The sequence below is a fragment of the Streptomyces sp. NBC_01635 genome (assembly GCF_045209715.1).
Lineage (GTDB): Bacteria > Actinomycetota > Actinomycetes > Streptomycetales > Streptomycetaceae > Streptomyces > Streptomyces hirsutus.
In genome coordinates, this window is record NZ_CP109277.1 from 2,689,310 (window position 1) to 2,714,355 (window position 25,046).

Genomic DNA, 25,046 nt, shown 5'->3' on the forward strand with positions numbered 1-25,046 from the left:
CCCGTCCGAGCGGACTCGAGCCGGATTCGAGCCGGACTCCAGGCGCCCTCGAGCGCAACTCCCTTTCCTATGAAGTGAGTTCACTACCATGGGTGGTATGTGGCTTATAGGGGTTCTGGGGGCTTTCACCGTCGTCGTCCTTCCGGCGCTGATCGCCCGGAGGCTGCTCGGCATGGAGACTGGCGGGCTGCGGCTGGTGGCCGCCGCGCTGGTCGGTGCCACGGTGTCCGGAACGCTGGTCGGCACCCAGCTGCAGAACCCGGAGCGCGGTCCGGCCCTGCTGCCGCTGATGCTCGGCATCGGGCTGCTCAGCGCCATGGTGTGCCTCGTCCTGCTCGATCTGCTGGCGCCGGAGCGCCGCGTCCGGCTGCTCGCCCGGATCCGGGCGGTACGGGGGCGGCTGGCCCGCACCCGCCGCTACTCCGAGATCCTCGCCGTCGTCGGCCGGCACGGCCTCGGCCCGTACCTCACCGGCCGGGCCAGGAACGGCGGCGGCACCCGGCACGAGCACCTGGCCGCCGAACTGCGCGAGGCGCTGCAGGCCGGCGGCACCACGTTCGTGAAGCTGGGTCAGCTGATGTCCACCCGGCGCGATCTGCTGCCCGAGCCGTACGTCGTCGAGCTCAGCCGGCTCCAGGACCGGGTCCCGCCCGCCCCGTGGCCGAAGGTGGAGGCCGTCCTGCTGGAGAGCCTCGGCGCGCCCCCGCAGGAGGTGTTCGCCGAGTTCGACCGCGAACCGCTCGCCGCGGCCTCGGTCGCCCAGGTGCACGCGGCGGTGCTGCACGACGGCACCCGCGTCATCGTGAAGGTGCGGCGGCCCGGTATCGACGCGGCCGTGGACCGCGACCTGGACATCGTGGGGCGGCTGGCCCGCACCCTGGAGCAGCGCACCGACTGGGGCCGTTCGCTGGGCCTCACCGCGCTCGCCGACGGCTTCGCGGTGGCGCTGCGCGAGGAGCTGGACTTCCGGGTGGAGGCCCGCAACCTCACCGTGGTCCGCCGGGCCGCCGAGGCCCGCCACGACGGCGGCGTCACGCTTCCCGTCACCTGCGACGAGCTGAGCGGCGAACGGGTTCTGGTGATGACCCGGATCGACGGCGTGCCGCTCGGACAGGCGCGGCCGGACAGCCCCGAGCACGGCGCGAAGCTGGCGCGGACGCTGCTCACCGCGCTCCTGGACCAGATCATGTACGACGGTGTCTTCCACGCCGATCCGCACCCCGGCAACATCCTGCTGATGCCCGACGGGAGCCCGGCACTGCTCGACTTCGGCTCGGTGGGGCGACTGGACGGCGGGCTGCGCTCGGCGATGGTCGGGCTGTTCCTCGCCGTGGACCGCGGCGACCCGGCCGCGCTGCGCGATGCCCTGCTGGAGGTGACCGAGCGGCCGGAGGACGTGGACGAGCAGCGGCTCCAGCGGGCGCTCGGCCAGTTCAGCGGGCGGCACCTGGGGCGGGGGTCGACGCCCGACGTGCGGATGTTCACCGACCTGTTCCGGCTGGTCGCCGACTTCCGGCTGGCCGTTCCGCCGGAGATCGCGGCGGTGTTCCGGGCACTGGCCACCCTGGAGGGCACCCTGGGGCGGGTGTCGGCGGGCTTCGACCTCCTGGCCGCCTCACGGTCGTACGCGCAGGCCCGGTTCACCCGGCAACTGGAGCCCGAGACCGTACGGGACGCCGCGCGCGACGAGTTGCTGGCGCTGCTGCCGGTGCTGCGCCGGCTCCCCCGCCGCCTCGACCGGATCACCGGCGCGCTGGAGGAGGGCCGGCTCGGTGTGAACGTACGCCTGCTCGCGGACGCGCGGGACCGCCGGGTGATCGGCGAACTGCTGAGCCGGGTGCTGCTGGCCGGCCTGGGGATCTTCTTCGGGGTGCTCGGGGTGCAGCTGCTGGGCACGGAGGGCGGCCCGGAGGTCACGGCCGACCTGAGCCTGTACGCGGTGATCGGCTCCCATCTGCTGGTCCTGTCCGCCGCGGTGGTGCTCCGCACGGTGTACGCCCTGACGCGGCCGCTGTCCTGACGGGCCCGGCGGAGGCCGGGCGCGAGGACCGGCCGGGGGCGCCGGCGGGGCTGCTCCGGTGGACCCCGCCGGTCCCCCGATGAGCAGCACCCCTGTGCCACCACGAGCACCGACGTGCGGCGTGCCTTCGTACGGTGCCGGGGGTCACGGCCCGGCACGTACCGCGTGCCGGGCCCCGGAGCAACGGAACGGCGGAGGAAGTCCGCCGCCGGGACGGCGGAGGCGGCCTCATGCCCCCGCGACCGGGGACCGGGGCGCCTCCGCGTCCGGCACCGTCCCGGCGACGGCCCGGGGCACGGCACCCGGTCGGCCGGGGCATGTGCGGGAAGTCCGCCTGCCGCGTCAGCCCGGGCGGGGTCCGGGGGCGGTGAGCGCGTCGCGGGTGTCCGGGGCCGGGGTGAGGACGGCGCGGGGAGCGCCGCGGCGGACGACGCGGCCGGCGTCCATGACGAGGATCTCGTCGACGGCCTCCAGGCCTTCGGTGCGGTGGGTGACCAGGATCAGGGACGTGCCGCGGGTGGCGGTGAGGACATCGGCCAGGACGGCGTCGGCGGACGCGGGGTCCAGGCCCTCGGTCGGTTCGTCGAGCAGCAGCACGGGCGGCGCGGCCAGGAGTGCCCTGGCCAGGACCAGCCGGCGGCGCTGACCGCCCGACAGCCTGCCCCCGTCCGAGCCGACGACGGTGTCCAGCTGCCGGGGCAGGGAGAGCACCCAGGAGAGCAGGCCGACCCGGCGCAGCGCCTCGTGCAGTTCGGCGTCGGCGGCGCCGGGGCGGGCGGGCAGCAGGTTGTGGCGTACGGAGGTGTGGAAGACGTGCGCGTCCTGGAGGGCTCCGCTGACCGTCCGGCGCAGGGCCGCTTCGGGGAAGCGGGTCAGGTCCTCGCCGTCGAGGAGGAGGTGGCCCCGGTGCGGCAGGGCGAAGCGGGCGATCGCCGCGAGCAGCGTCGACTTCCCGGCGCCGCTCGGGCCGACGACGGCCACTCGCCGTCCGGGCGGGAGTTCCAGGTTCACCCCTCGCACCGCGAACGGCCCGTCGGGGCGGTGGCGTACGTACAGGTTCCGTACGGACAGATGGGGGCAGGCTCCGTCACCGCCGGCAGCGGCGGAGGCGTTCGCACCGTCCGCACCATCCGCGCTGTCCGTGCCGTCCGTGCCGTCCGCACCGTCCGTTGCGACGGCCTCGGCTGCCGGACGTGCGGGCGGGTGCAGCAGGGCGTGGACGCGGCGGGCGCTCTCCGGGAGGGCGGTGAGGTGCTGGGCGGCGGCCGGGAGCGGGGTCAGCGGCTCGAAGGCGGCGAGTGCCAGCAGGGGAAGGGTCACCGTCCAGACGCCGGAGGCGGAGTGCGCGCAGACCAGGGCGACCGCGACGGCCGTGCCGCCCTGGACGACCGTCAGGGCCGCCGCGGCCAGCGCGGACCGCAGGGCCGCGCCCCGGTCGTGGGCGCGCAGCCGGCGGGCGGTGGCGACGGCCCGCGCGGTCGCCCGGTCCGCCGCGCCGAAGATCCGCAGGTCCGCGGCGCCGTCCATCAAGTCGACGGCCTGCTGGGCCAGGTGGGCGCGGAGCGCGGCCACCCGTCGGGCCGCGCGGGCCGAGGCGGCGGCGGTGAGCGCGGGCAGCAACAGTCCCCCGGCCGCCAGGCCGACGGCCAGGACCAGCGCGGCCTGCGGGGAGACCAGGGCCGCGCAGACCACCGCCGCGCCCGACACGGCCGCCGCGGACAGCACGGGCAGCGCCACCCGCAGCAGCGCGTCCTGGACCAGGTCGACATCGGCCACCAGCCGGGAGGCGGCGTCCGCGTCCCGTACGGTGCGGGCGTCCTCGCCGGCCGGCCGGCGGGCCAGCGCGCCGAAGACCCGGCCGCGCAGTCCCGCCACCGCCCGCAGGGCCGCGTCGTGCCCGGCCAGCCGCTCCCCGTACCGGAAGAGCCCGCGGGTCACGGCCAGCGCCCGCACCGCGACGATGGCCACGGACAGCACGCCCATCGGGGGCTGCTCGGCGGCGCGGGCGATGAGCCAGGCGGCCAGCGTCAGCAGGGCCACGCCGGCCAGGTCGGCGGCGAGCGCGAGAAGGGCGGCGGGGAGCAGCCCGCGGTGCGCCCCCGCCGTACGCAGTACCGAGAACAGCGCTCTCACCGGACCGTCGCCTCGCCCGCGCGTACCGCCCCGTCGCGCACGTCCAGCCTGCGGTCGGCGCCGTCGAGGAGCCTGACCCGGTGGGCGACGACCAGGACGGTACGGCCGGCCATCAGCCGTTCGCTGCCGGCCAGGACCGCCCGCTCGCTGCCGGCGTCGAGACCGGCCGTGGGTTCGTCGAGCAGGACGAGGGGCGCCTCACGCAGGAACGCCCGTGCGAGCGCGACGCGTTGCCGCTGCCCGGCGGAGATCCCGGTGCCGCGGGCGCCGAGCCGGGTCGCGTAGCCGTCGGGCAGCGCGGTGACGAAGTCGTGGGCGGCCGCGGCGCGGGCGGCGCGCACGACGTCCTCGTCGGCGGCGTCCGGGGCTCCGAGCCGGATGTTGTCGGCGACGCTGCCGTCGAAGAGGTACGGCCGCTGGGGCACCCAGGCGACGGTCCGCCGCCATGCCTCCGGGTCGAGGGAGCCGAGGTCGCGTCCGCCGACCAGGATCCGCCCCCCGTCCGGCCGGACCAGCCCGAGCAGCAGGGCGAGCAGCGTGGACTTCCCCGCGCCGCTGGGTCCGGTCAGGGCGACCCGCTCCCCCGGTTCGACGGTGAACGACACGTCGTGGAGCACGGGTTCGGGGCGGCCGGGCAGGCGGACGGTGACGTTCTCGAAGCGGATGCGCGGGGGGCGGCCGGGGGCGGGGCCCGAGACGCTTTCGGGCGCGGCGGGCACGGTGCCCGTGCCCGCCGCCGCGTCCAGCAGCCCGAACGCCTCCCGTGCCGTCGTCGTGCCCTCCGTACCGGCGTGGAACTGGCTGCCCAGCGCACGCAGCGGCAGATAGGCCTCCGGGGCGAGCAGCAGCACCGTCAGCGCGGTCGTCAGGTCGAGGGAGCCGTGGAGCAGGCGCAGGCCCACCGGGACGGCGATGAGGGCGAGGGACAGGGTGGCCACGGTGTCCAGCACCAGGGTGGACAGGAAGGTGATGCGCAGGGTGCGCAGGGTGGCCCTGCGGTGGGTGTCCGCGACCTCGGCGACGATGCCCTCCTGGGCGTCGGCGCGGCCGAAGGTGCGCAGGGTCGGCAGCCCGCGCAGGGCGTCCAGGAAGTGGCCGCCGAGGTGGGCGAGCGCCGCCCACTGGCGGGCGGTGGCGTCCCGGGTGTGCAGGCCGACCAGGGCGCCGAAGACCGGGATGAGGGGCAGCGTGACCAGCAGGATCGTCGCGGCGAGCGGATCGTGCAGCAGCATCGCCACGAGCACGGCGGGAGGTACGAGCGCGGCCACCAGCATCTGCGGCAGATAGCCGACGAGGTACGGGTCGAGGGCGTCCAGGCCGCGGGTGAGCAGGGTGCTGATCTCCCCGGTGCGGCGGTCCTGGGCGTCGTAGGCGCTGCGGCGGGCGGCGGCTCCGAGCAGACCGGTGCGCAGTTCCAGCTTGATCCCGGACGCGGCCCGCTGCGCGGCGGCGGCCCGCACCCACCCGGCGAGGCCCCGCGCGACGACCGCGGCCGCGACCCAGGTGACGGCGGTGGCGGTGGGACCGCGCCCGGTGAACACCTCGCCGAGCAGCCGGGCCAGGGCGAGGGCCTGCCCCACGGTGCCCGCCGCGCCGAGCAGAACGGCGACCGTCACCAGGACCGCCGTCGTCCGGGTCCGCGGGGTCAGCGCGAGCAGCCGCCGCCGCACCACCCGGTCGGACCGGGCCCCTCCGCCGGCCGGGGGCCGGCGGTCCGCCGAGAACTCGCGGTCATCCGACGAGCCCTGGCCACCCGGTCCCGAGACACCCCGATCACCCGACGAACCCTGGCCACCCGGCCCCGAGGCACCCCGATCACCCGAAGAGCCGTGGCCACCCGAGCCGGAGGCACCCCGGTCGTCCGGGCCCGAGGCACCCCGGTCTCCGGAGGTGCCCCGGCCGCCCGGACCCGTGGGCCGGTCGTCAGGTGACCGGTCCTTCGGTGCGGGCGGCCGGGTGCCGGGCGTCCCGTCGGCCGCGCCCTGCCGGCGGGACATCAGAAGTACGCCGGGGATCGGTCGTCCGCCTTGGCGCGGTGGGCCCACCACTGCATCGCCTGGAAGGCCAGCAGCACCGGCAGGACCAGCAGCACCACGGGTCCGACGACGGCGAGGGTCGACGGGTCGGCGGCGGCCTCGGCGACCGAGACGTCCTCCCCGGCGCCGGCGCTGCTCACCAGGGCCTGCGGGAAGTGCGCGGCGCCCAGCAGCAGCACCGGCGACAGCGCGGCGAAGCCGCTGACGAGCAGGGCCTTCCAGCCGGCGGACGCGATGATCCTGGGCGCCAGGAGCAGGGCGGCCAGGGCGGCCAGGAACAGCAGGGCGGTGGGCAGGGGGTTGAGCAGGCCGTCGCGTACGGTGCCGTCGGCGACGGCCACCAGCGCCGTCAGGACGGCGAGTCCGGCCGCGGCCGGCGCCAGCCGGCGGGCGAGGTCGGCGGCCCGTCCGGCGACGCTCCCCTCGGTGCGCACCGCGAGAAACACGGCCGCGTGCAGGGCGAAGACGGCGACGGCGGTCAGCGCGGACAGGATCGTCACCGGCTGCAGCAGCACCGCGGCGTCGATGGGGAGGTGGCCGTCCTTCACCGGGATCGCGCCGATCAGCACGCCGCCGAGGAGCCCCCACATCAGGGCGAGCGTCAGGCAGGCGAACCGGACCAGGCCGTCCCAGCGGCGCAGGGAGCGCTCGCCGGAGCCCCGGCGGCGGAACTGCGTCGCGGCCTCCCGCACCAGCAGCGCGGCGACGGCGCACACGATCACCGGGTACACCCCGCTGATCACGCCGGACTCCAGGCCGGGGAAGCCGCCGAGGGTGATGCCGGCCGCGGCGACCAGCCAGACCTCGTTGCCGAGGAAGAACGGTCCGGTGGCCGCGGCGACCGTGCGCCGTTCGGCGTCGTCGCGGGCGAGCCGCCTGCCGATGATCCCGGTGCCGAGGGTGATGCCGTCCAGGGCGAGGTAGCCCGCCAGGAAAAGCCCCAGCAGCGCGTACCAGATGTTGTGCCACACGTTGAACTCCCGGTGTGTAGGGCGCTGTGGAGAGCCGTCAGAAGGTCGGGACGGAGGGCGGGGGCGAGGAGGCGGCCGGGGCCGGGTCGCCGGCCTGCCGGGGCAGGTCCGCGCGGGTGTCCTCGGACTTCTCGCCGGGGGCGCGGCCGAGGTGCGAGCCGTCCGGGCCGCGCCGGGCGAACCGCAGGAGCAGGGCCCAGTCCACGATCAGCAGGCCGACGACGAGGGTGCCGAAGACGAGCAGCGAGGTCAGCACGGTGCCGAAGCCGAGCCCCGGGGTGACGGCGTCCTCCGTCTTCAGCACGCCGTAGACCGCCCAGGGCTGGCGTCCCACCTCGCGGAAGATCCAGCCGGAGACGTTCGAGACGTACGGCAGGACGAGGGCGGCGGTGAGCAGCCACAGCAGCGCCTTGCGGCGGATCAGGTTGCGCTTGATCATGAACAGTCCGCCGATCACGGCGATCAGCATCATGAACAGCGCCGGGATGATCATGACGAATTCGGCGGTCTGGCTGAACCCCGGCGGGAAGTAGTTCCCGGGCCCGAACTTCTCCGTGAAGGTCTCCACCAGGGCCTGGGCCCGGTCGGACCGTTCGCCGTACTTGGTGGGGGTCTGCCGCACGGAGTGGCCGATCTGCCAGCCGCCCAGCGCGGCCGTGGCCAGGATGAACACCGGGGCCAGTGGCAGGGCCAGCTTCATCGAGGACCAGAAGAACTCGTCGTGGCCGGTGCGGCGGCGCAGGTGCCAGGCGCTGACGGCGATGATGAAGAAGGACCCGGTGACCACCGCGGCGGCGAGGATGTGGGCGGACGCGGACAGCGCGTTGGGGTTGGTGAGCAGGGCGGTGAAGTCGGTGAGGCGGACCGTGCCGTCCTTCGTCTCGTAGCCCACCGGGTGGTTGAGGAAGCCGTTGGCGGTGAGGACGAAGAAGACCGAGGCGTACGCGGTGAGCGCCACCAGCCACAGCAGGACGGTGTGCAGGGTGCGGCCCATCCGGTTCCAGCCGAAGATCCACAGGCCGAGCAGGGTGGATTCGGCGAAGAACGCCACGAGGGTCTCGATGGCCAGCGGCGCGCCGAAGACGTTGCCGACGAAGTGGGTCAGCCCGCTCCAGGTGAGGCCGAACTGGAACTCCATCACGATGCCGGTGCCGATGCCCATGGCGTAGTTGATGACGTAGAGCTGGCCCCAGAAGCGGGTCTGCCGGCGGTGGGTTTCCTTTCCGGTGACCGCCCAGCGCGTCTGCATCACCACCAGGTAGGTGACGAGCCCGAGCGTCAGCGCGACGAACAGGTAGTGGGCGATGGCGGTGATGGCGAACTGGAGCCGTGCGAGTACGAGCACGTCGTCCACGATGGTTCCCCTCGGTCGGCTGTGAAGCCGTCGGTCGTGTGATGGCTTGCGTGGTGATGCGGGTGGATGGACGGCCTTCCCACTTCAGCCGGAGCCGGTGGAGTGCGGCTCGCGGCGTGGTGGAGTCGTGGTGGAATCCGGCTCGAGCGGGCAGGCCGGGGGCCCCGGCTCACGGCTCACGGCTCACGGCTCGCGGTCCGCGGTCCGCGGTCCGCGGTCCGCGGTCCGCGGTTCGCGGTTCGCGGGAGTTTTCCGGCTCCCCCGCGGCCGCCCTCTACGTCGGGGCGGCCGGGGGGGGCGTCGGGCGCCCCTGTGCGGGGCCGACCGTTCCTGAGTGGTGGTCAGGAACGGCTGTCAGGAGTGGCTGGAGTAGGCGAGTTCGTCGTGCTCGATCGCCATCTCGTCGGTGTAGACGAGGTCGAGGTAGCGCTCCCCCCGGTCGGCCAGCAGCGTCAGTACGCGGCTGGGGCGCGGGAGTTCGGGCAGCAGGGTGTCGATGGCGGCGACCACCGAGCCGGAGGAGCCCCCGGCGAAGATGGCCTCCTGGCGCAGCAGCCGGTGGCAGCCGCGCACGGCGGCGGCGTCGTCGATGTGCACCACCCGGTCGATCTCGGCCGGGGTGAGCAGTTCGGGTACCCGGCTCGAACCGACGCCGGGCAGCATCCGCGGGCCCGGCGGCGTACCGAAGATGACCGAGCCGACGGCGTCGACCGCGACCACCTGCAGCGCCGGCCAGACGCGGCGCAGTCCGCGGGCGAGGCCGTGCAGGGTGCCGGTGGTGCTGACGGCGGCGACCAGGACGTCGACGGGGTCGGGGCAGTCCGCGATGACCTCGCGGGCGGTGGTGACCGCGTGGGTCTCCCAGTTGAGGTGGTTGGCGTACTGGTTGATCCAGACGGCGTCCGGGTCCTCGGTCAGCAGGTCCTGCACCCGGGCCAGCCGGGTGTGCAGATAGCCGCCCGCGGAGTCGGGTTCGCGGACCATCTCGATCTCGGCGCCGAACTGGCGCAGGATCCGCAGGTTGGTCCGGGAGGCGTTGGGGTCGACGACGGCGGTGAACCGCAGTCCGTGCCGTACGGCCACCATGGCGAGCGCCACCCCGAAGTTGCCGGAGGTGCTCTCGACGATGTGGGTTCCGGGACGGATCATGCCGTCGCCGATGCCGCGCTCCACGATGTAGCGGGCGGAGCGGTCCTTGACGCTGCCGCCGGGGTTGAGCATCTCGAGTTTGGCGAGGACCTCGATGTCCCGCTGCGGGAAGAGCCGGTCGAGCCGGACGAGCGGGGTGTTGCCGACGCAGTCGGTGATGGAGTCGTGGATCACGCCGGCTCCCGTCGCGCGGTGGGGGTGTCGTGCGGGCGGGCGCCGAACAGGGCGCGGCACCCGTCGAGTCCGTGGAGGGTGGTGGGTACGTCGGCGGCGGGGCCCAGCTCCCACTGGGCGCGGGTCATCCGCCAGCGGGTGAGGACCACCGGTTCGCCCTTGCGGGGGTGGATCTCGATGCCGTCCGGCTGGTAGCCGAGCTTCTTGTTGACGGCGAGGGCGGCGGCGCCGTCCTCGAACACGGCGGAGGTGGCGTACCGGGCGCCCAGCCCCTCGAAGGCGAGGCGGAGCGCCGCGGCGCGCATCTCGGTGCCGATGCCCCGGCCCTGGTGGCCGCGGGCCAGCCAGCTCTCGGTGGCGATCTCGCCCAGGACGGGGAATCCCCTGGCCTGCAGGCCCTGGACGCCGACGGGCCGGCCGTCGAGGAACACGGCGAGGCCGAGGTTCCAGTAGTCGGGACGGCTCAGTGCGAGCCCTTTCCACAGGTACTGCAGGACGCGGCCGGCGACGACCTGGGGCAGTGCGTTGCTCCAGCCGCCCTGGAACGGGGTCGCGTCGGGGGCGTGGATGCCCTGGTCGGCGACGAGTTCCGCGAGGGCGCGCAGGTCGCTCTCGTCCGGGACGCGCAGCTCCAGCCCGGGGGTGGTGAGCCGGAGCCGGAACTGCGGCGCCCAGACCGCGAGTGCGGCACGGCCGCCGCGGGGGGCCGTCGCCGGGCCGGGGCCCGGTGCCTGGTTCGGTGCGCCCGGTGTGGTCCGGGTGCTTTCAGCGGTGTTCTCTGCCATGGGGGAATGCTCCGCAGACGGTCTCAACGGGTGGTGGAAGACGTCTCGACGTGCGGACGGGCGGTGACCGGAGGCTCCGGCACGGCGGCCCCGGAGGCCGGGGCCCCGGTGGCGGGGACGCGCGCGTCCCGGTGGCCGCCCGAGGTGAGCCGGAGGGTCCCGATCACCAGGCCGGTCAGGATGACGACCGGCCACAGCACGTCGGGCAGGGCGCCGACGGCGCCGCCCAGGCCGAGCAGCACGAACGCGCCCGCCCGCAGCCGGCGCGGCCGCGCCGGTCCGGGCGCCGGCACGGCGAGCAGCACACCGGCGATCACCAGTGCCCCGCAGGCCGCCGGGTCGAGCACGCCGAGCGCGTCGAAGGCGTCGCCGAAGGCTCCGCGTACGGCGGCCAGCGGCGGGACCACCCAGAACCAGGCGAGACCGGCCGCGGCGAGCCACCCGGCCGTCCGCTCCGGGGTGGCGTGCCACGGGCGCCGCATACCGCGTTCGGCGAGGTCGACGGCGTTGAACGGGCCGTACAGCACGGGGCGCCGGCCGAGCACCAGCGCGGGCAGGGCGGCCAGTTCGATGCCTCCGTATCCGGTGATCCCGGCGGTGAGGACGGAGAACTCGACGTAGAGGGCGACGCCCAGGGCCGGTGCGTCCGGCAGCACGCCGATCGGGTAGAGCAGCATCGGCAGCAGGAACAGGGCGCCGCCGGGCCACCCGGCCAGGCCGTGACCGGCGCCCCGGGTGAGCAGCGGACGGAGCAGGAGCAGCAGACCGGTGTAGCCGGCGGTCAGGACGACGGCCGTGGCGGCCGCCGTGAGGAGTGCGCCGCCGCCGTGGTCGGGGGCCTTGGTGGTCAGCAGGTGGGTCAGGGCCGCGGCTCCGGCCGCCACGCGCACCGCCCGTCCGACGGGCCCGGCGTCCCGCCCGAGGACGGGAGCCCGGCGCGCGCCCGGGGTGCGGGCCGGGCTCACAGCTCGACCTTCACGCCGTAGCGGCGCAGCCAGTCGTTCAGGCCGAGCAGCATCTCGACGTTGGCCCGTGCCACCCAGGCCCGCATGCCGCTGTCCAGGACGGACGGGTCGTCGATGAGGGCGCGGACACCGGCGGTGTCGGCGAGCGGGGCGGCCGGTGCGGACGGGTCGGCGAGCAGGGCCGCCATGCCGTCGCACAGGGCGTGGCCGTAGGCGGGGTCCTGGGTGACCGGGTAGGGGCTCTTGGCGCGGTTGACGACGTCGTCGGGAAGCAGGTCGGCGACGGCGGCGCGCAGCAGGGACTTCTCCCGGCCGTCGAAGCTCTTCATCGACCACGGCACGTTGTAGGCGTAGGTGACCAGGCGCCAGTCGCAGAACGGCATGCGGGTGCCGAGTCCGGCCGCGGCGCCGAGCGACTCGTCGTGGGAGAGCAGGGTCTCCAGCCAGCGGGTGAGGTGGAAGTAGGTGATCTCCCGCATCCGCAGGTCCTGGCCGCTCTCGCCGTCCAGGCGGGGCACCTGGGCCATGCTGGTGGCGTAGGCGTCGGCGCAGTAGCCGCCCAGGTCGAGCTTGCCGAGCAGGTCGGGGGCGAGCAGGTCGCCGCCCAGGCCGTGCTTGCCGCCGCCGAAGCGGGCCATGGCCACCCAGGGCAGGGTGGGGGCCTCGACGAGTTCCTTGTTGTGCACCCAGGCGAAGCCGCCGAAGACGGCGTCCGCGATCTCGCCGAGCAGGACGGAGCCGACGTGCTCGCGCACCGCCCGGCACAGCAGGTGCAGCGAGGTGTTCATGTTGCCGAGCGGGCTGGGCACGTCCTTGGCGCGCAGGACGGCGGCCCGCACCGCCGGGTCGATGATGTCGGAGGTGTCCAGCACCAGGTCGGTGTGCTCGGTGCCCAGGTGCCGGACGACGGACTGCACGAACGGGGCGTCGGGGCTGCCCCAGATCTCGTCCTGCTTGAACTCCTCGGCGGAGTCGAAGGAGACGGTGAAGGTGCGGACGGTGCCGCCGCCGCGCTGGGCGAGCGCCTGGTGGGCGAGGGCGGTGACGGCGCTGGAGTCGATGCCGCCGGAGAGCAGGATGCCGGGGACGGCGCCGGTGCCGAGGCTGCGGCGCACCGAGTTGCCGAGCAGGTCCCGGACCCGGGCGATGGTCTGCTCCTGGTCGTCGGTGTGTTCCTGGGCGGTCAGCTCCCAGTAGCGGTACGCCGTCCTGCGGCCGCCGCGCGCCAGGCGCAGGACGTGGCCGGGCTCGACCTGGGCGAAGCCCTTGAGGATGCCGTGTCCGGAGGTGCCGGCGTAGGAGAACAGCTCGCGCAGGCCGTCGGCGTCGATGACCGGTTCCACGGCGGGGTGGGCGAGGATCGCCTTGCGTTCGGAGCCGAACAGCACGCCGGAGGGCAGCGGGTAGTAGTAGAGGGGCTGGTTGCCGAGCCGGTCGCGGGCGAGCACCAGTTCCTGGTCGCGCTCGGACCAGATGGCGACGGCGAAGGCGCCGTCGAGGTGTTCGGCGAACCGCTCGCCCCAGCGCAGGTAGGCGCGGCCGACGAGTTCCGCCTGGGTGGTGGGGCGGCCGGTGACGCCGAGGTCCGAGCGCAGCGCGTCCGTGTCGTACAGCACACCGGTGACGGCGGCGGCCAGGACCGTACGCCCGGCCTCCTCGAACACCCAGGGCTGGCGGGGGGCTCCGGTGCCGTCCTCGTCGGACCACCGGGTGCCGACGGTGGCGTGCTCGGCGAGCCACAGCCGCTCGCCGTCGGGGCCGCGCTGAGCGAGCGCGGCGGTCATGGCGAGCAGCGTGGGCCGCTCGCGTCGCAGATCCCGCTCGTGATCGATCCATCCTGTGATTCCGGACACGGCGTGGGCTCCTCTCGATGGGGAGCCACAGGCTGGCCGGGGCACCTCGAGTTTCCCTGGACGGCCTCTCCAGCGGCCCTGCGGACGATGCCGCGCGGACCGGATCCGCGGACAACGGGGTCCGGGCACCGGTACCGGAAGGGAGAGTGGCCGTGGGCAAGGAGCCCGAGGAACTTCAGGAGCGGCCCGGGAGGCCGACGGACGGACGGACGGACGCGGCGGACGCGGCGGACGCGGCGGACGCGGCGGACGCGGGCGACGCGGCGGACGCGGCGGACGCGGGCGACGCGGCGGATGCGAGCGACGCGACCGACGTGCTGATCGTGGGCGGCGGGATCACCGGACTGAGCTGTGCGCTGTTCCTGCGCCACCACGGGGTGCGCTGCGTGCTGGTGGAGCGGCACGCGTCGACCTCGGTGCATCCCCGGGCGTGGGGGTGGTATCCGCGGACGCTGGAGCTGCTGCGGTCCGTCGGGGTGGAGGGGGCGGTCCTGGAGGCCGCCGCCGGGTACGCGGAGCACCGGCGTCAGGCGACCGTGGAGTCGCTGACGGGACGGGAGGTGAAGGCGGTCATGCTGCCCGCGCCCGGCGACCTGGGCGCCGTCACGCCGTCCCGGCAGATCTCGCTGGGCCAGGACCGGATGGAGCCGATCGTCCGCGAGGCGGCGGACCGCGCCGGGGCGGTGCTGCGCTTCGGCAGTGAACTGACCTCCTTCGAACGGCCCGAGGGACCCGCCGGGCCGGTCGTCGCGACGGTCAAGGACCGGGACACCGGCGCCGAGCGGCGGGTGCGGGCCCGCTGGCTGGTCGCGGCGGACGGCGGGCGCAGCCCCGTACGGGAGACGCTGGGGATCCGGCGCGTGGGCCGGGGCACGCTCCAGCACCAGGTGAGCATCCTGTTCCGCGCGGATCTCACGGGCCCGCTGGCCGGCCGCCGGTTCTCCATCTGCCAGATCGAGAACGACGAGTTGAAGGGCGCCGTCCTGGGCCACGACGACACGCTGCGGCGCGGCACCCTCATCCTCCAGTACCGCCCCGAACGGGGCGAGACGCCCGAGGACTTCACGACCGGGCGGTCCGTGGCACTGGTGCGCTCGGCCGTCGGCGACCCGGACCTCGACGTGGACGTCATCGGCGTCCTGCCGTGGGAGTTGGCCGCCCTGTCCGCCGAGCGGTTCCGGGACGGGTCGGTGTTCCTGATCGGGGACGCCGCGCATGTCGTGCCGCCGATCGGCGGCTACGGCGCCAACACCGGCGTCCACGACGCGCACAACCTGGCCTGGAAGCTGGCGTCGGTGCTGCGCGGCGAGGCGGGCGAGGCACTGCTCGACAGCTACGACGCGGAGCGCAGGCCGGTCGCGGAGGCGACCCTCGAACAGGCCTGGCTGCGGCTGCTGGTGCGGTCCGGACGGGCCGACGAGGAACAGCGCCGGGCCACCGCGGACGTGCTCGCGGTGATGCTCGGGCACACCTACCCGTCGGCCGCGGAGCCGGGGGCGCGGCTGCCCCGGTTCAGGGACCCGGCGGAGCTGGCCGGCGAGCCCGGGACCCGCGCCCCGCACGTACCGGTGCTGCTGCGCGACGGCGGCCGGGAGGTTCCCGGTTCGCTGCTGGACGTGTACGGCGGCGACCCGGCGCCGGTGCTGGTGCACGGCGGCGGGGCCGGCGAACACGGCGGCGACGACGAGCCGGTGTGGGCCCGCGCCGCCGCCGAGGCCGCGCGGCGGGCCGGGGTGCGGCTGCGTACCGCCGGGTTCGGGGCGGGGCTGCGGGATCGGTCGGAGCGGGGCTGGCACGAGCGGTACGGGGTGCGGGCGGACGGTGCCGTGCTGGTGCGCCCCGACGGCTTCGTCGCCTGGCGGTCGGCCGGTGTCCCCGCGGACGCGGCCGGCGCCCTGACCGGTGCCCTGCGCCGCGCCCTGGCGCGGGAGGAGGGGCCTGCCTGACCGCGCGCGGGCAGGGGAAAGGGCCGCCGTCCTCGTGGACGGCGGCCCTTTCGCCGGTACGGGCCACGGGGTACGGGTGCGGGTCCTACGTCACGGTGAAGTTGGCCATCATCGCCATGTCCTCGTGCTCGAGGTTGTGGCAGTGGAAGACGAACTTGCCGGTGTGGTCGTCGAAGCGGACGAGGAGGCTGAGCTTCTCGTTGGGCGCCATGCGCGCGGTGTCCTTGAGCCCGACGTCCTCGGGGTTGACGTCGGTGGAGCCGCCGCGCTTGTACACCTGGAACGGTGACAGGTGCAGATGGATGGGGTGGTGGGTGGTGGAGGTGAACTCCCAGATCTCGACCTCGCCGCGTTTGACGTCGGCCCAGCTGCGGTCGGTGCTGAACGGATGGCCGTTGATCTTGTAGATCCAGTGGCCGTCCTCGCGGTCGCGGCCGAGGGTGAAGGAGCGGGTGCGCACCGCCTTGGCCGGGTCGAGCCGTTCGACGGTGGAGAGGCGGGACGGTACGGAGGTACTGTCGGTGATCTTCTCCCCCACGACGAACTGCATGATCTCCGAGGTGGAGCCGTCGCCGAGGCTGTTCTTCATGGTGATCTTCGTGCCGGGCCTGTACTTCCCGAAGTCGACCACGACGTCGAAGCGTTCGCCGGGGACCAGGTAGAGGGAGTCCGTCTCCTGCGGTCCGGCGAGGAGTCCGCCGTCGCTGCCGATCAGGGTGAAGGGCTCGCCGGAGTCCGGCTCGGGGTCCAGTTTGACGCGGTAGCGGCGGGCGTTGGAGGCGTTCACCAGCCGCAGCCGGTAGCGGGCGCCCTTGACCGCGAGGCGCGGCCAGGGCACGCCGTTGACGAGGAGGACGTCGCCCTCCATGCCGTTGTGCGCGTCGCCGGTGACTCCGGGCGTGGTCTTCAGGGTGGGGTCGATCGACGGGTAGGCCAGGGAGCCGTCGGACTCGAAGGCCCGGTCCATGATCATCACGGGGAGGTCGCGGTCGTCCTTGGGCAGCGGCAGCGCGTCCTCCTCCTCGTCGTGCACGAGGTAGAGGCCGGCCAGGCCGCGCCAGACCTGCGGGCCGGTGAAGTCCATCCGGTGGTCGTGGTACCAGAGCGTGGCGGCCCGCTGGGCGTTCGGGTACGTGTAGGACCGGGTGCCCTCGGCGGTCACGCCCTCCATCGCCAGGCCCGAGTGGTGCTGGTGCGCGGCGGCCTTCCAGCCCGAGGTGGGCAGGACGAGGTCGGTGGGGTAGCCGTCGCTCGTGGCGGGCGTCTTGCCGCCGTGCAGGTGGGTGACGATCGGCACGGGCAGGTCGTTGGTGGTCCTGACGACGGCCGTGCGGCCCTTGCGGACGCGGAAGGTGGGGCCGGGGAAGGTGCCGTTGTAGCCGAATATCTCGGTCCGCACCCCGGGCAGGATCTCCACGGTGGCGGTGTGCGCCCGCACGTCGAAGTAGTCCGTCGTGCCCTCCGAGGAGGTCGGCCGGATGACCGGGGGCACCTTGAAGGGGAGGCTGAAGCGCTCGGGCAACGGTACGTCCCCGGACTGGACGGCCCCGTCCCCGCCACCGGCGCTGTCGCAGCCGGTGGCGAGGGGCAGGAGCAGCCCGGCGGAGGTGACGCCGGCGGCACCCAGGAAATGGCGTCGGGAAAGAGTCATGGGTTTCCTAGTCGATGACGATGAGGGAACGGTCCAGCGTGGTCAGGAGCCGGTTGCCGTCGGAGGTGACGACGAAGGGGTCCTCCACATGGACGCCGCCCAGCCCGAACTCGTAGTACGGGGTTTCGGAATTGACCACAGTTCCGTCTTCGATGACGTCTTTGTTGCCAGGTGTGATCAGTACGGGTTCGTAAATCTCCGCGCCGATGCCGTGCCCGACGTGGTGCCGGCGGTAGTGCGGCACCCCGGCGGCCCGGACCGCCTCGACCGTGCGGTCGAAGAGCTCGCCGCCCGTCATCCCGGGTTTGGCGCTCTCCAGCGCGGCCTGTTCGCCGGCCAGCATCGCCGCGTACACCGCGGCCAGCCGGGGCGCGGGAGCGCCGAAGCTGGCGGTGCGCGCGATGTCGGACCAGTAGCCCCGCCAGGTGCAGCCCGCGTCGAACCAGATGGAGTCGCCGCGGCGCAGCGGAGTGTCGCCCGGCCGGGTCTGGCCCAGGACCCCCTCCCGGCCGAACTTGATCAGCGTGAACCGGGACCGGCCGCCCTCCCGGGCGACGGCGGTCTCGAACTCCCGCACCATGTCCCGCTCGGTGACGCCCTCGGCGGCGATGCCGAGGGCGGCCAGGACCCCGGCCTCGGCGATCGCCGCGGACCGGGCGATCCGGTCCAGCTCCGCCTCGCCCTTGACCTTGCGGACCTGCTGGAGCAGCGCGGCGGCGGGGCGCACCTCGGCGCCCGGCAGCGCCTCCCGGAGCCGGTCGAGGAAGCCGAGGGGCGCGGCGTTCTCGTCCACGCCGATCCGGGCCTTCGCGAGCCCGGCGCCGGTGAGGATCCGCACCAGCGCGGCCAGGGCGTCCGCGGAGGGCGGGGCGTCCACGCCGATCTCCTTGAACCGCTCCTCGCGGGCGGTGAGTTCCAGGTCCTCGGGCAGCACCCGGTGGAAGGTGCCGTAGGCGACGACGCCGCTGAGCGCCGTGGTGGCGTCCAGGAACTGGTCCACGTCGCCGCGCGAGCTGGCGAAGTACGGGGCGTCGGGGCGCTCCCGGGTCACCACGGCCAGGGCCCGGCTGCTGTAGGGGTGGTTCTGGCCGCCGATGCTGGAGATCCCGGTCAGGTACAGGACGTTCTCCGCCGAGGTGGCGACCAGGGCGTCGAGCCCCGCCTCGTCGAGGTGCCGGGCCAGGCGCCGGGAACGCGGGCCGGCGCCGGACGCCTCACCGGCGATCGCGTCACCGGTCGCGCCGCGGGGGGCCGCGTCGCCGGCCGTCACAGCGCGAGCCTGACGCGGTAGTGGTCCAGCCACATGTTCAGCTGGAGCATCAGTTCCACGTCGGCGCGGGCCATACGGTCCTTGGTGAGCCGTTCCAGGCTCGCGGCGACCGCGCCGGCCGCCTCCAGGTCCATGATCTGCCGCACCGGCGCGGCCGGGTCCGCCAGCACGGCCTTCATCGCCCGCTGCAGGCCCGCCGGGTAGTCGGGGTGGTGGGAGACCGGGGAGGCGCTGCGGTGCCGGTTCAGGACCGACTCGGGCAGCAGGTCGGCGACGGCCGCGCGCAGGATGCCCTTCTCGATTCCGCGCCGGTTGTGCATCTCGTTGGGGATGTTGTACGCGTACTGCACCAGCTCGGGGTGGTTGATCGGGGTGCGCAGCTGGAGTCCGGCCGCCGAGTAGGAGCCGGCGTCGATGCCGAACCGGGTGTTCATGAGGTAGGCGACGCGCCGCATGTGGCGCTGCCACTCGTCCTCCTCGGGCAGGTACTCCACCTCGGCGACCCCGGTCGCGTACACGTCGCGGTAGTACGTCGGGAAGTCGAGGGCCGCGAGCGCGTCGGCGTTGAAGAGGCCGGTGCCGAAGCCGTTGGCCGCGCCGTGCTTCTGCGCGAGCGCCACCCACGGGAAGGTGCCGGACAGCACCAGGTCGCGGTGGGTGAACCAGGTGGCGCCCTGGAAGTACTTGTCGCCGCCGTACCCGGCGAAGACCACCTTGCAGCCCTCCTGCGCGGCGCGCTGCACCGTCAGGTACTGGGCGGTGTCCATGTCGTACTGGCGGGTGGGGAAGTCCTTCGACTTCAGCATGCCGACCCGGACCAGCGGGTCGAGGATGTCGCCGGTCTCCAGCTCGACCGTGGTGTGGTCGGCGCCGATGTGCGCGGCGACCTCTTCGGCGAAGGGCGTGTCGTGCGTGCTGCGCATGACGTCGGCGCGGAACTCGCTGCTGCGGAACTCGATGGTGAAGGAGCGCAGGCTGCCGCTCTGCGAGCGGGCCAGCGCGTCGGCGGCCAGGCCCGCCACGGCGGAGGAGTCGGCGCCGCCGGAGAGCATCACCAGCAGTTGGGAGGGGTCCTCGGTCAGGTTGTCCTCGACGCTGCGGGTCAGGATGTCGCGGACCTTCGCGACGGTCGTGTCGTAGTCGTCGGTGTGCGGCTGGGTGCTGATGCCCCAGTACTTGGTGCGCTTGAGGCCGTCGCGGCCCCAGCGGGCGATCTCGGCGGCGCCGACGCGGTCGAAGCCGGAGAAGATGCCGCCGTGCGGCAGCGCCTGGGACACGGCCTCGCGCAGACCGGCCGCGTCGACCACCGGGTCCACCTCGGGGTGGGCGAGCAGCACCTTGCGTTCGGAGCCGAACACCATGCCGGTGGCGGTGCGGGTCCAGTACAGCGGCTGGCCGCCGAGGTGGTCGCGGGCGAGGACCATCTCCTCGGTGCGCCCGTCCCAGACGGCGACCGCCCACGCGCCGCCGAGGCGCGGCAGGAAGTCGGCGCCCCACTCGCGGTAGGCGTGCGCCACCAGCGCGGTGGGCCCGTCCGCCGCGGCCACCCGCACGCCGGCGGCGGCGAGTTCGGAGCGCACCCGATCGGTGCCGGTGGGCCAGCCGGTAACGCAGGCCACGATGTCGTGCCCGCCCGCCGGCAGTACGTACGGCTGCGCGTCCCGCACGCCGTCGAGGTGCAGCAGCCGGGCGCCGAGCGCGGCGTGCTCACCGGTCCACACCGCTTCCCCGTCCGGCCCGCGCTGCGCCAGTGTCGAAGCCATCGCCGTGACGACCGGCCGATGCCTGCGCAGGTCCCTCTCGAAGTCGATCCAGCCAACCAGCCCGGACACGCCGTCACCTCACGTCCTACGTCTCACTGCGCCTGAAGGGTCGCGGGCAGCATCCGGCGCGGCGGTCGCGCGCGGGACGCACGGCGCTGGAGCGGCGGTCGACACCGCAGGCCGGGGACGGTGCGAGGGGCGGGCGGCGGTGGGCCGCGGGGGCGGGCGGGCGACGGTTCTCGAGCGGTCCTCCGGGCGTCCTCCGCAGGTACTCCGCAGGTCCGGCGGAGGGTGGCGGCGACGTCGTCGCCGACGTCGTCGCCGGACTCCGAGGAGGCGTACGTGACCACCCATCCGACCGTGCCGCGCAGCTCATGGCTGGCGCTCGGCGCGGTGCTGCTCGCAGGATTCCTGCACACCTTCGACGTGACGGTCGTGAGCATCGCGGCGCCGTCGATCCAGGACGGGCTCGGCGCGTCCGACGCGTCCGTGCAGTGGCTGCTCGCCGGTTACAGTCTGGCGTTCGCGCTGCTGCTGGTCACCGCGGGACGCCTCGGCGACGCCTACGGGCGGCGGCCGCTGGTGCTGTGGGGCATCATCGCGTTCACGCTGGCCTCCGCGCTGTGCGCCGCCGCCCCGAACGCGGGGGTGCTGGTCGCCGCGCGGGTGCTCCAGGGCCTGTCGGCGGCGCTGCTCGCCCCGCAGATCGCGCCGGTGATCATCCTGCTGTTCCCCAAGGAGCGCCGGGGGGCCGCGTTCGGCGTCCAGGCCGCCGTGATCGCCGCCGCCACGTGCAGCGGGCCGGTGCTCGGCGGACTGCTCGCGCACGCCGACCTGTTCGGGCTCGGCTGGCGTGCCGTGTTCCTCGTCAACCTGCCCGTCGGCGCGCTCGCGCTGCTGCTCGCCGCGTACGGGCTGCCCGCCGAGCGGAGCGCCCGGGGCGCGCGGGCGCCGCGGCTGGACCTGGCCGGTGTGGCCGTGGCGACCGCGGGTCTGCTGCTGCTCCTGGTCCCGCTGGTCCAGGGCCGGGAGAGCGGGCGTCCGCTGCTGGTGATGCCGCTGGCCGTGGCGGGGGTCGTGGTGCTCGCCCTGCTCGTCCCGCTGCAACGGCGGGCCGAACGCGCCGGGCGCATCCCGCTGCTCGCGCCCGGCCTGTTCCGCGACCGCGCCTTCCCCGCGGGCGCCGCGGTGAACTTCCTGGTCATGGGCGCGGTGGCGTCGTTCTTCCTCGTCTACGTCGTCCACCTCCAGGAGGGGCTCGGCTTCACCGCGAAGGAGACGGGTTTCGCCCTGCTGCCGTTCGCCCTGTCCGCGGCCTTCGCCTCCGCCGCCTCGGTGCCGCTGACCGGACGGCTGGGCCGGCCCATGCTGGAGTGCGGCGCGCTGCTGATGGCTCTCGGCACCGGCGTCCTGCTGTGGCTGACCGTCGCGCAGGGCGACGGGCTGCGCCCGGTGCACATCCTGCCGGGGCTCGTCCTGTGCGGCGCGGGCATGGGGCTGCTGAGCCCGCCGCTGTACAACATCACGCTCTCCGCGATGTCCCGCGGCGGCATCGGTTCGGCGAGCGGGGTGTTCTCCACCTTCGGCCAGATCGGCAACGCCGTCGGCGTGGCCGTCGTCGGCACGGTGTTCTACGGTCTCGCCGGCGGTGCGAGCGGATCGGTCACGGCCGTCGGCTGGGCCCTCGGCTGCCAGCTCACCCTGTACGTCCTGGCCCTGGCCCTGCTCCGGCTGGGTCTCCCCCGCCCCGCGGCCGTCGCCGGGTCCGCCGGGTCCGCCCCGCCCGCCGGCCGGCGGCCGCCGGTCCGCGAGCGCCTTCCCCGCTGACGCCGGGCGGGGGCCCGGCCGGGCCCCCGCCCCGTGTGCGGGTGCGTGCGGGTGCCTGCGGTGCGTGCCGGGACGTTCGGGTACGGCGAAGGGCGCCGGCCGCGAGGGGGTTCCTCCCCCTCGCGGCCGGCGCCCTTCGGCGCGTCGCGGCCGGCGTCCTCCGTACCGGTCAGGCGGTGGGGGGCGCCGGGTGGATGTGCCGGACCAGTTCGGTGACGTTCATCGAACCGCCCCTGCGGTACGGCCGCAGCCGCTGCCGGTGTTCCACGTGGGCGGGGCTCGTCTCGAAGGCGCGGAAGCGGGGTTCGTCCGTCCAGTCGGTCAGGACCCAGTACACACCCTGCTCCTCGGTGTCCCGTACCAGCGTCTGCCCGAGGTTGTGCGGCTCCCGGGAGATCGCCTCGCCCACCTCCCCCCAGGTCCGCTCGAAGTCCCCGGCCAGCTCCGGGAAGACCTCCATCCGCAGGATCACCCTGTGCGTCACCGCTCCCCACTCCCCTCTCGTCGTGTCGTCCCCGCCGCTCCTCCCGCGGCGTCCCGGCCGAGCAGCCGGGCCAGTACCGTGCGCAGGGTCCTGCCGGCGAAGACCGGTGCGTCCGCGCAGCGCCAGGCCACCACGCCGTCCGGACGGACCAGGACCGCGCCCTGCGCCGTCACCCCGTACCGCTCGGGCCAGCGGTCCTCGATGTCGGTCACCTCCGTCCCGATGCCGTACAGCGCGAGCGGCACGTCCAGGTCATGCGAGACCGCGCGCGCCGCCTCCCGCCAGGCCCGGTCGTCGGGGCCGGTGAGCAGCACCGGCCGGGAACCGAACAGGTCCAGCGCGGACAGTTCGGCGCCGCCCCTGCGCAGCCGCAGGTGCGGGGCACGGCTGCCGGGCCGGCCGTCGTTCTCGGCGGACCAGACGCCGTGTCCGGGCAGCACGCTCTCGTCCCAGGCGGTGACGGCCGACGAGCGGTACCGCCAGGACAGCCACACCAGGGCGTCCTCGACGATGCCCGGATCGGCGGGGCGGCGCCCGCCCGGTTCGTCGAGCAGCCGCAGCCGGTCGCGGGAGCGGAGCACGGCCTGCTCGACGGTGGCCTCGCTGATCGGCCGGCGCTCCTCGTCGTAGCTGGTCAGCAGCGCGGGACCGGCCCAGCCGTCGAGTACGGCGGCGAGCTTCCAGGCCAGGTTGTGCGCGTCCTGGATGCCGGTGCTGGAGCCGAAACCGCCGCTGGGCGGCATCACATGGGCCGCGTCGCCGACCAGGAACACCCGCTCGTCGTGGAACCGGTCGGCGGTGCGGGCGGCGCCCTCCCAGCGGGAGACGGACAGGATGCGCGGATCGAGGTCCGGGACGCCGGCGGCGGTCCGCACCAGCTCCGCGCACCGCTCCTCGGTGAACGAGCCGGCGTCCGTGCCGGCGGCGTCGTAGGAGATGTGCAGGAGCCAGTCGGTGCTGTTGTCGAGCGGCATCAGGGCGCCGCGTACCTGCTCGTTGAAGGTGTAGCACATCAGGAACCGGCGGCCGGCGAGCTGTTCGGTGAGGTCGGCGCGGAAGTGCACGTTGACGTAGTGGCCGAAGACCTCGCCGTCGAAGGGGATGCCGAGCGCGTCCCGGACGCCGCTGTGGGCGCCGTCGGCGGCGACCAGGTAACGGGACTTGAGGGTGCGTTCGGCGCCGGTGGCGTGGTCCCTGACGCGGGCCGTGATCTCCTCGCCCTCGGGACCGTCCTGCTCGAAGGAGAGCAGCTCCGTGTGGAACCGCAGGGCCACGCCGAGACGTTCGGCGCGGTCCCGCAGCACGTCCTCCAGCTCGCCCTGGTGGCACAGGCACCAGGGCGTCGGGGACAGCGAGGCCACGTCGGCGCCGATGTCCATGACGTACTTGTCGTCCAGCGAGCCCAGTTCGGGCCCGGCCAGGGAACGGGCGGCGATCACACCGGAGTTGTGCGCGAGCCGGCGGGCGGAGGGCATCGCGCGGATCTCGTCCTCGATGCCGGCGGCCCGCATCAGTTCCATGGCCCGCGGATGGACCCCGCGGGCGCGCGGGTGGCCGGAGAGCTCGGGCTGCCGCTCGACGAGCAGGCAGTCCACGCCCTGCTGGGCCAGGAAGACGGCGGTCGACAGCCCTGCGAGTCCCCCGCCGACCACCAGGACATCGGTGTTCCTCAGCGTGCTCCGGGTGGTGCTCAGCACAGTGTCACCCTCCTTGCTTCGGTTGGTGTTCGACCAGGACGGATGCGTCCTTGTCCCCGTCGCCGGCGGCCAGCACCTGCGCGAACCGCTCCCGCACCGTGCCCAGTACGGGCATGGCGGTTCCCAGTTCGGCGGCCGCCTCCATCGCGATCCGGATGTCCTTCTCCATCAGTTCGGAGCGGAAGAAGGCCGGTTCGTAGGTGCGCTTGAGCATCAGGTCGGCACGGAACCGCATCACCATGGAGCTGAAGCCGCTCGCCGCGACCACGCCGATCAGCTGGTCGCGGTCCAGCCCGGCCGCGGTGCCGTAGTCGACGGCCTCGGCGAGGGCGGCGACCTGGGCGCCGAGCAGCAGGTTGAGGATGAGCTTCATGCTCGCGGCGGTGCCGGGCGCGCCGACGTGGACGACCTCGTTGCCGATGGCCTCCAGGACCGGGCGGATCTCGTACAGGTCCTCGGCCGCTCCGGAGACGAACACGCGCAGTTCGCCCTTGCGGGCCTGGAGCGGGTTGCCGACGACGCAGGCCTCGACCCGGCGCAGGCCCTTCTCCGCCAGCCGGGCGGCGGCCTCGCGGGCGTAGCCCGGGGAGACGGTGGAGGTGTCCACGACGAGGGCGCCCGGCGCCAGCACCGGCACCACCCGGTCGAACAGGATCTCCTCGACGGCCTTCTCGTCGCTCAGGCTGAGCAGGACGACGTCGTGGCCGGCCGCCGCGCGCTCCGGGGCGTCGGCGAGGTGGGCGCCCGCCTCGACGAGGGGGGCGGCCTTGCGCGCGGTGCGGTTGAAGACGGTCAGGGTGTGCCCGGTCTCCAGCAGGCGCCGGGCCATGCCGCCGCCCATGCTGCCGAGGCCGATGAACGCCAACTGGCGGTTCGCCATGGTGAGTTCTCTTCTCTGTGATCTCGGACGTGCTTCTTCGGGCGTGCTCGTCAAAGGTGCGGGACGAAGGGCGGTACGGGCGACGGGC

The 25,046-nt window shown here is 74.4% G+C and carries 17 protein-coding genes and 1 pseudogene; 3 read left to right on the top strand and 15 right to left on the bottom strand.

Translation table 11 applies throughout. From position 1 onward, the window contains the following. The first annotated feature begins 97 nt into the window (after positions 1 to 97). Positions 98 to 2,020, top strand: a complete 1,923-nt coding sequence (locus tag OHB56_RS12690) for an AarF/UbiB family protein (protein ID WP_326752364.1) — start codon at positions 98 to 100, stop codon at positions 2,018 to 2,020. 342 nt (positions 2,021 to 2,362) lie between these two features. Here the strand turns inward: OHB56_RS12690 and cydC are convergent, their stop codons facing one another. The 8 genes from cydC to asnB form a co-directional block, all read right to left on the bottom strand. Further along, the gene (gene cydC, locus OHB56_RS12695; RefSeq protein ID WP_406353298.1) at positions 2,363 to 4,153 is read right to left on the bottom strand and encodes a thiol reductant ABC exporter subunit CydC; all 1,791 of its coding nucleotides are present in this window, start codon (positions 4,151 to 4,153) and stop codon (positions 2,363 to 2,365) included. Continuing rightward, positions 4,150 to 5,826 carry a thiol reductant ABC exporter subunit CydD gene (cydD, locus tag OHB56_RS12700; protein WP_406353300.1) on the bottom strand — a complete coding sequence of 559 codons (1,677 nt, stop codon included), beginning with the start codon at positions 5,824 to 5,826 and terminating at the stop codon, positions 4,150 to 4,152. The genes cydC and cydD overlap by 4 nt, the downstream gene beginning before the upstream one ends. A gap of 323 nt (positions 5,827 to 6,149) precedes the next feature. Further along, complete coding sequence (locus OHB56_RS12705) at positions 6,150 to 7,160, bottom strand: cytochrome d ubiquinol oxidase subunit II (RefSeq protein ID WP_406353302.1); 1,011 nt, start codon at positions 7,158 to 7,160, stop codon at positions 6,150 to 6,152. Positions 7,161 to 7,197: 37 nt separating this feature from the next. Beyond that, positions 7,198 to 8,514 carry a cytochrome ubiquinol oxidase subunit I gene (locus OHB56_RS12710; RefSeq protein ID WP_326752367.1) on the bottom strand — a complete coding sequence of 439 codons (1,317 nt, stop codon included), beginning with the start codon at positions 8,512 to 8,514 and terminating at the stop codon, positions 7,198 to 7,200. Positions 8,515 to 8,868: 354 nt separating this feature from the next. Next, complete coding sequence (gene sbnA / locus OHB56_RS12715) at positions 8,869 to 9,837, bottom strand: 2,3-diaminopropionate biosynthesis protein SbnA (protein ID WP_055597312.1); 969 nt, start codon at positions 9,835 to 9,837, stop codon at positions 8,869 to 8,871. Further along, a complete protein-coding gene (locus OHB56_RS12720; RefSeq protein ID WP_079035238.1) occupies positions 9,834 to 10,622 on the bottom strand; it encodes a GNAT family N-acetyltransferase in 789 nt (262 codons plus the stop codon). The genes sbnA and OHB56_RS12720 overlap by 4 nt, the downstream gene beginning before the upstream one ends. 23 nt (positions 10,623 to 10,645) lie before the next feature. Then, the gene (locus OHB56_RS12725) at positions 10,646 to 11,587 is read right to left on the bottom strand and encodes a DUF6410 domain-containing protein (RefSeq protein WP_406353304.1); all 942 of its coding nucleotides are present in this window, start codon (positions 11,585 to 11,587) and stop codon (positions 10,646 to 10,648) included. After that, complete coding sequence (asnB, locus tag OHB56_RS12730) at positions 11,584 to 13,440, bottom strand: asparagine synthase (glutamine-hydrolyzing) (RefSeq protein ID WP_406353306.1); 1,857 nt, start codon at positions 13,438 to 13,440, stop codon at positions 11,584 to 11,586. The genes OHB56_RS12725 and asnB overlap by 4 nt, the downstream gene beginning before the upstream one ends. Before the next feature lie 152 nt (positions 13,441 to 13,592). On the opposite strand from asnB, the gene OHB56_RS12735 reads away from it, so the two are divergent. Next, positions 13,593 to 15,386, top strand: a complete 1,794-nt coding sequence (locus OHB56_RS12735) for an FAD-dependent oxidoreductase (RefSeq protein WP_406353308.1) — start codon at positions 13,593 to 13,595, stop codon at positions 15,384 to 15,386. Between the two features lie 85 nt (positions 15,387 to 15,471). Here OHB56_RS12735 and OHB56_RS12740 read toward each other — a convergent pair whose 3' ends face one another. Genes OHB56_RS12740 through OHB56_RS12750 form a run of 3 tightly spaced genes read right to left on the bottom strand, consistent with a single transcriptional unit; the run spans position 15,472 to position 20,139 of the window. Beyond that, positions 15,472 to 17,037, bottom strand: coding sequence for a multicopper oxidase domain-containing protein (locus OHB56_RS12740; protein ID WP_326752370.1), 1,566 nt, complete (start codon positions 17,035 to 17,037; stop codon positions 15,472 to 15,474). A 7-nt stretch (positions 17,038 to 17,044) separates the two neighbouring features. Continuing rightward, the gene (locus tag OHB56_RS12745; protein ID WP_406353311.1) at positions 17,045 to 18,307 is read right to left on the bottom strand and encodes a M24 family metallopeptidase; all 1,263 of its coding nucleotides are present in this window, start codon (positions 18,305 to 18,307) and stop codon (positions 17,045 to 17,047) included. Then, positions 18,304 to 20,139: an asparagine synthetase B family protein gene (locus OHB56_RS12750; RefSeq protein ID WP_406353313.1), complete on the bottom strand. Its 1,836-nt coding sequence runs from the start codon at positions 20,137 to 20,139 to the stop codon at positions 18,304 to 18,306. Before OHB56_RS12750 ends, OHB56_RS12745 begins: the two co-directional genes overlap by 4 nt. A 222-nt stretch (positions 20,140 to 20,361) precedes the next feature. Between OHB56_RS12750 and OHB56_RS12755 the strand changes: the two genes are divergently transcribed. Beyond that, entirely contained in the window at positions 20,362 to 21,897 is a 1,536-nt protein-coding gene (locus OHB56_RS12755) for an MFS transporter (protein WP_406353315.1), read from the top strand. Positions 21,898 to 22,066: 169 nt separating this feature from the next. Here the strand turns inward: OHB56_RS12755 and OHB56_RS12760 are convergent, their stop codons facing one another. The 4 genes and pseudogenes from OHB56_RS12760 to OHB56_RS12775 form a co-directional block, all read right to left on the bottom strand. Beyond that, positions 22,067 to 22,381, bottom strand: coding sequence for an antibiotic biosynthesis monooxygenase family protein (locus tag OHB56_RS12760; RefSeq protein WP_326752374.1), 315 nt, complete (start codon positions 22,379 to 22,381; stop codon positions 22,067 to 22,069). Then, positions 22,378 to 22,962 carry a hypothetical protein gene (locus tag OHB56_RS12765; RefSeq protein WP_326756976.1) on the bottom strand — a complete coding sequence of 195 codons (585 nt, stop codon included), beginning with the start codon at positions 22,960 to 22,962 and terminating at the stop codon, positions 22,378 to 22,380. The genes OHB56_RS12760 and OHB56_RS12765 overlap by 4 nt, the downstream gene beginning before the upstream one ends. Positions 22,963 to 22,977: 15 nt before the next feature. Next, positions 22,978 to 24,081 (bottom strand): annotated as a pseudogene (locus OHB56_RS12770) (FAD-dependent oxidoreductase); the annotation flags it as partial. Position 24,082: 1 nt separating this feature from the next. Beyond that, positions 24,083 to 24,958, bottom strand: coding sequence for an NAD(P)-dependent oxidoreductase (locus tag OHB56_RS12775; protein ID WP_326752375.1), 876 nt, complete (start codon positions 24,956 to 24,958; stop codon positions 24,083 to 24,085). Positions 24,959 to 25,046: the final 88 nt, after the last annotated feature.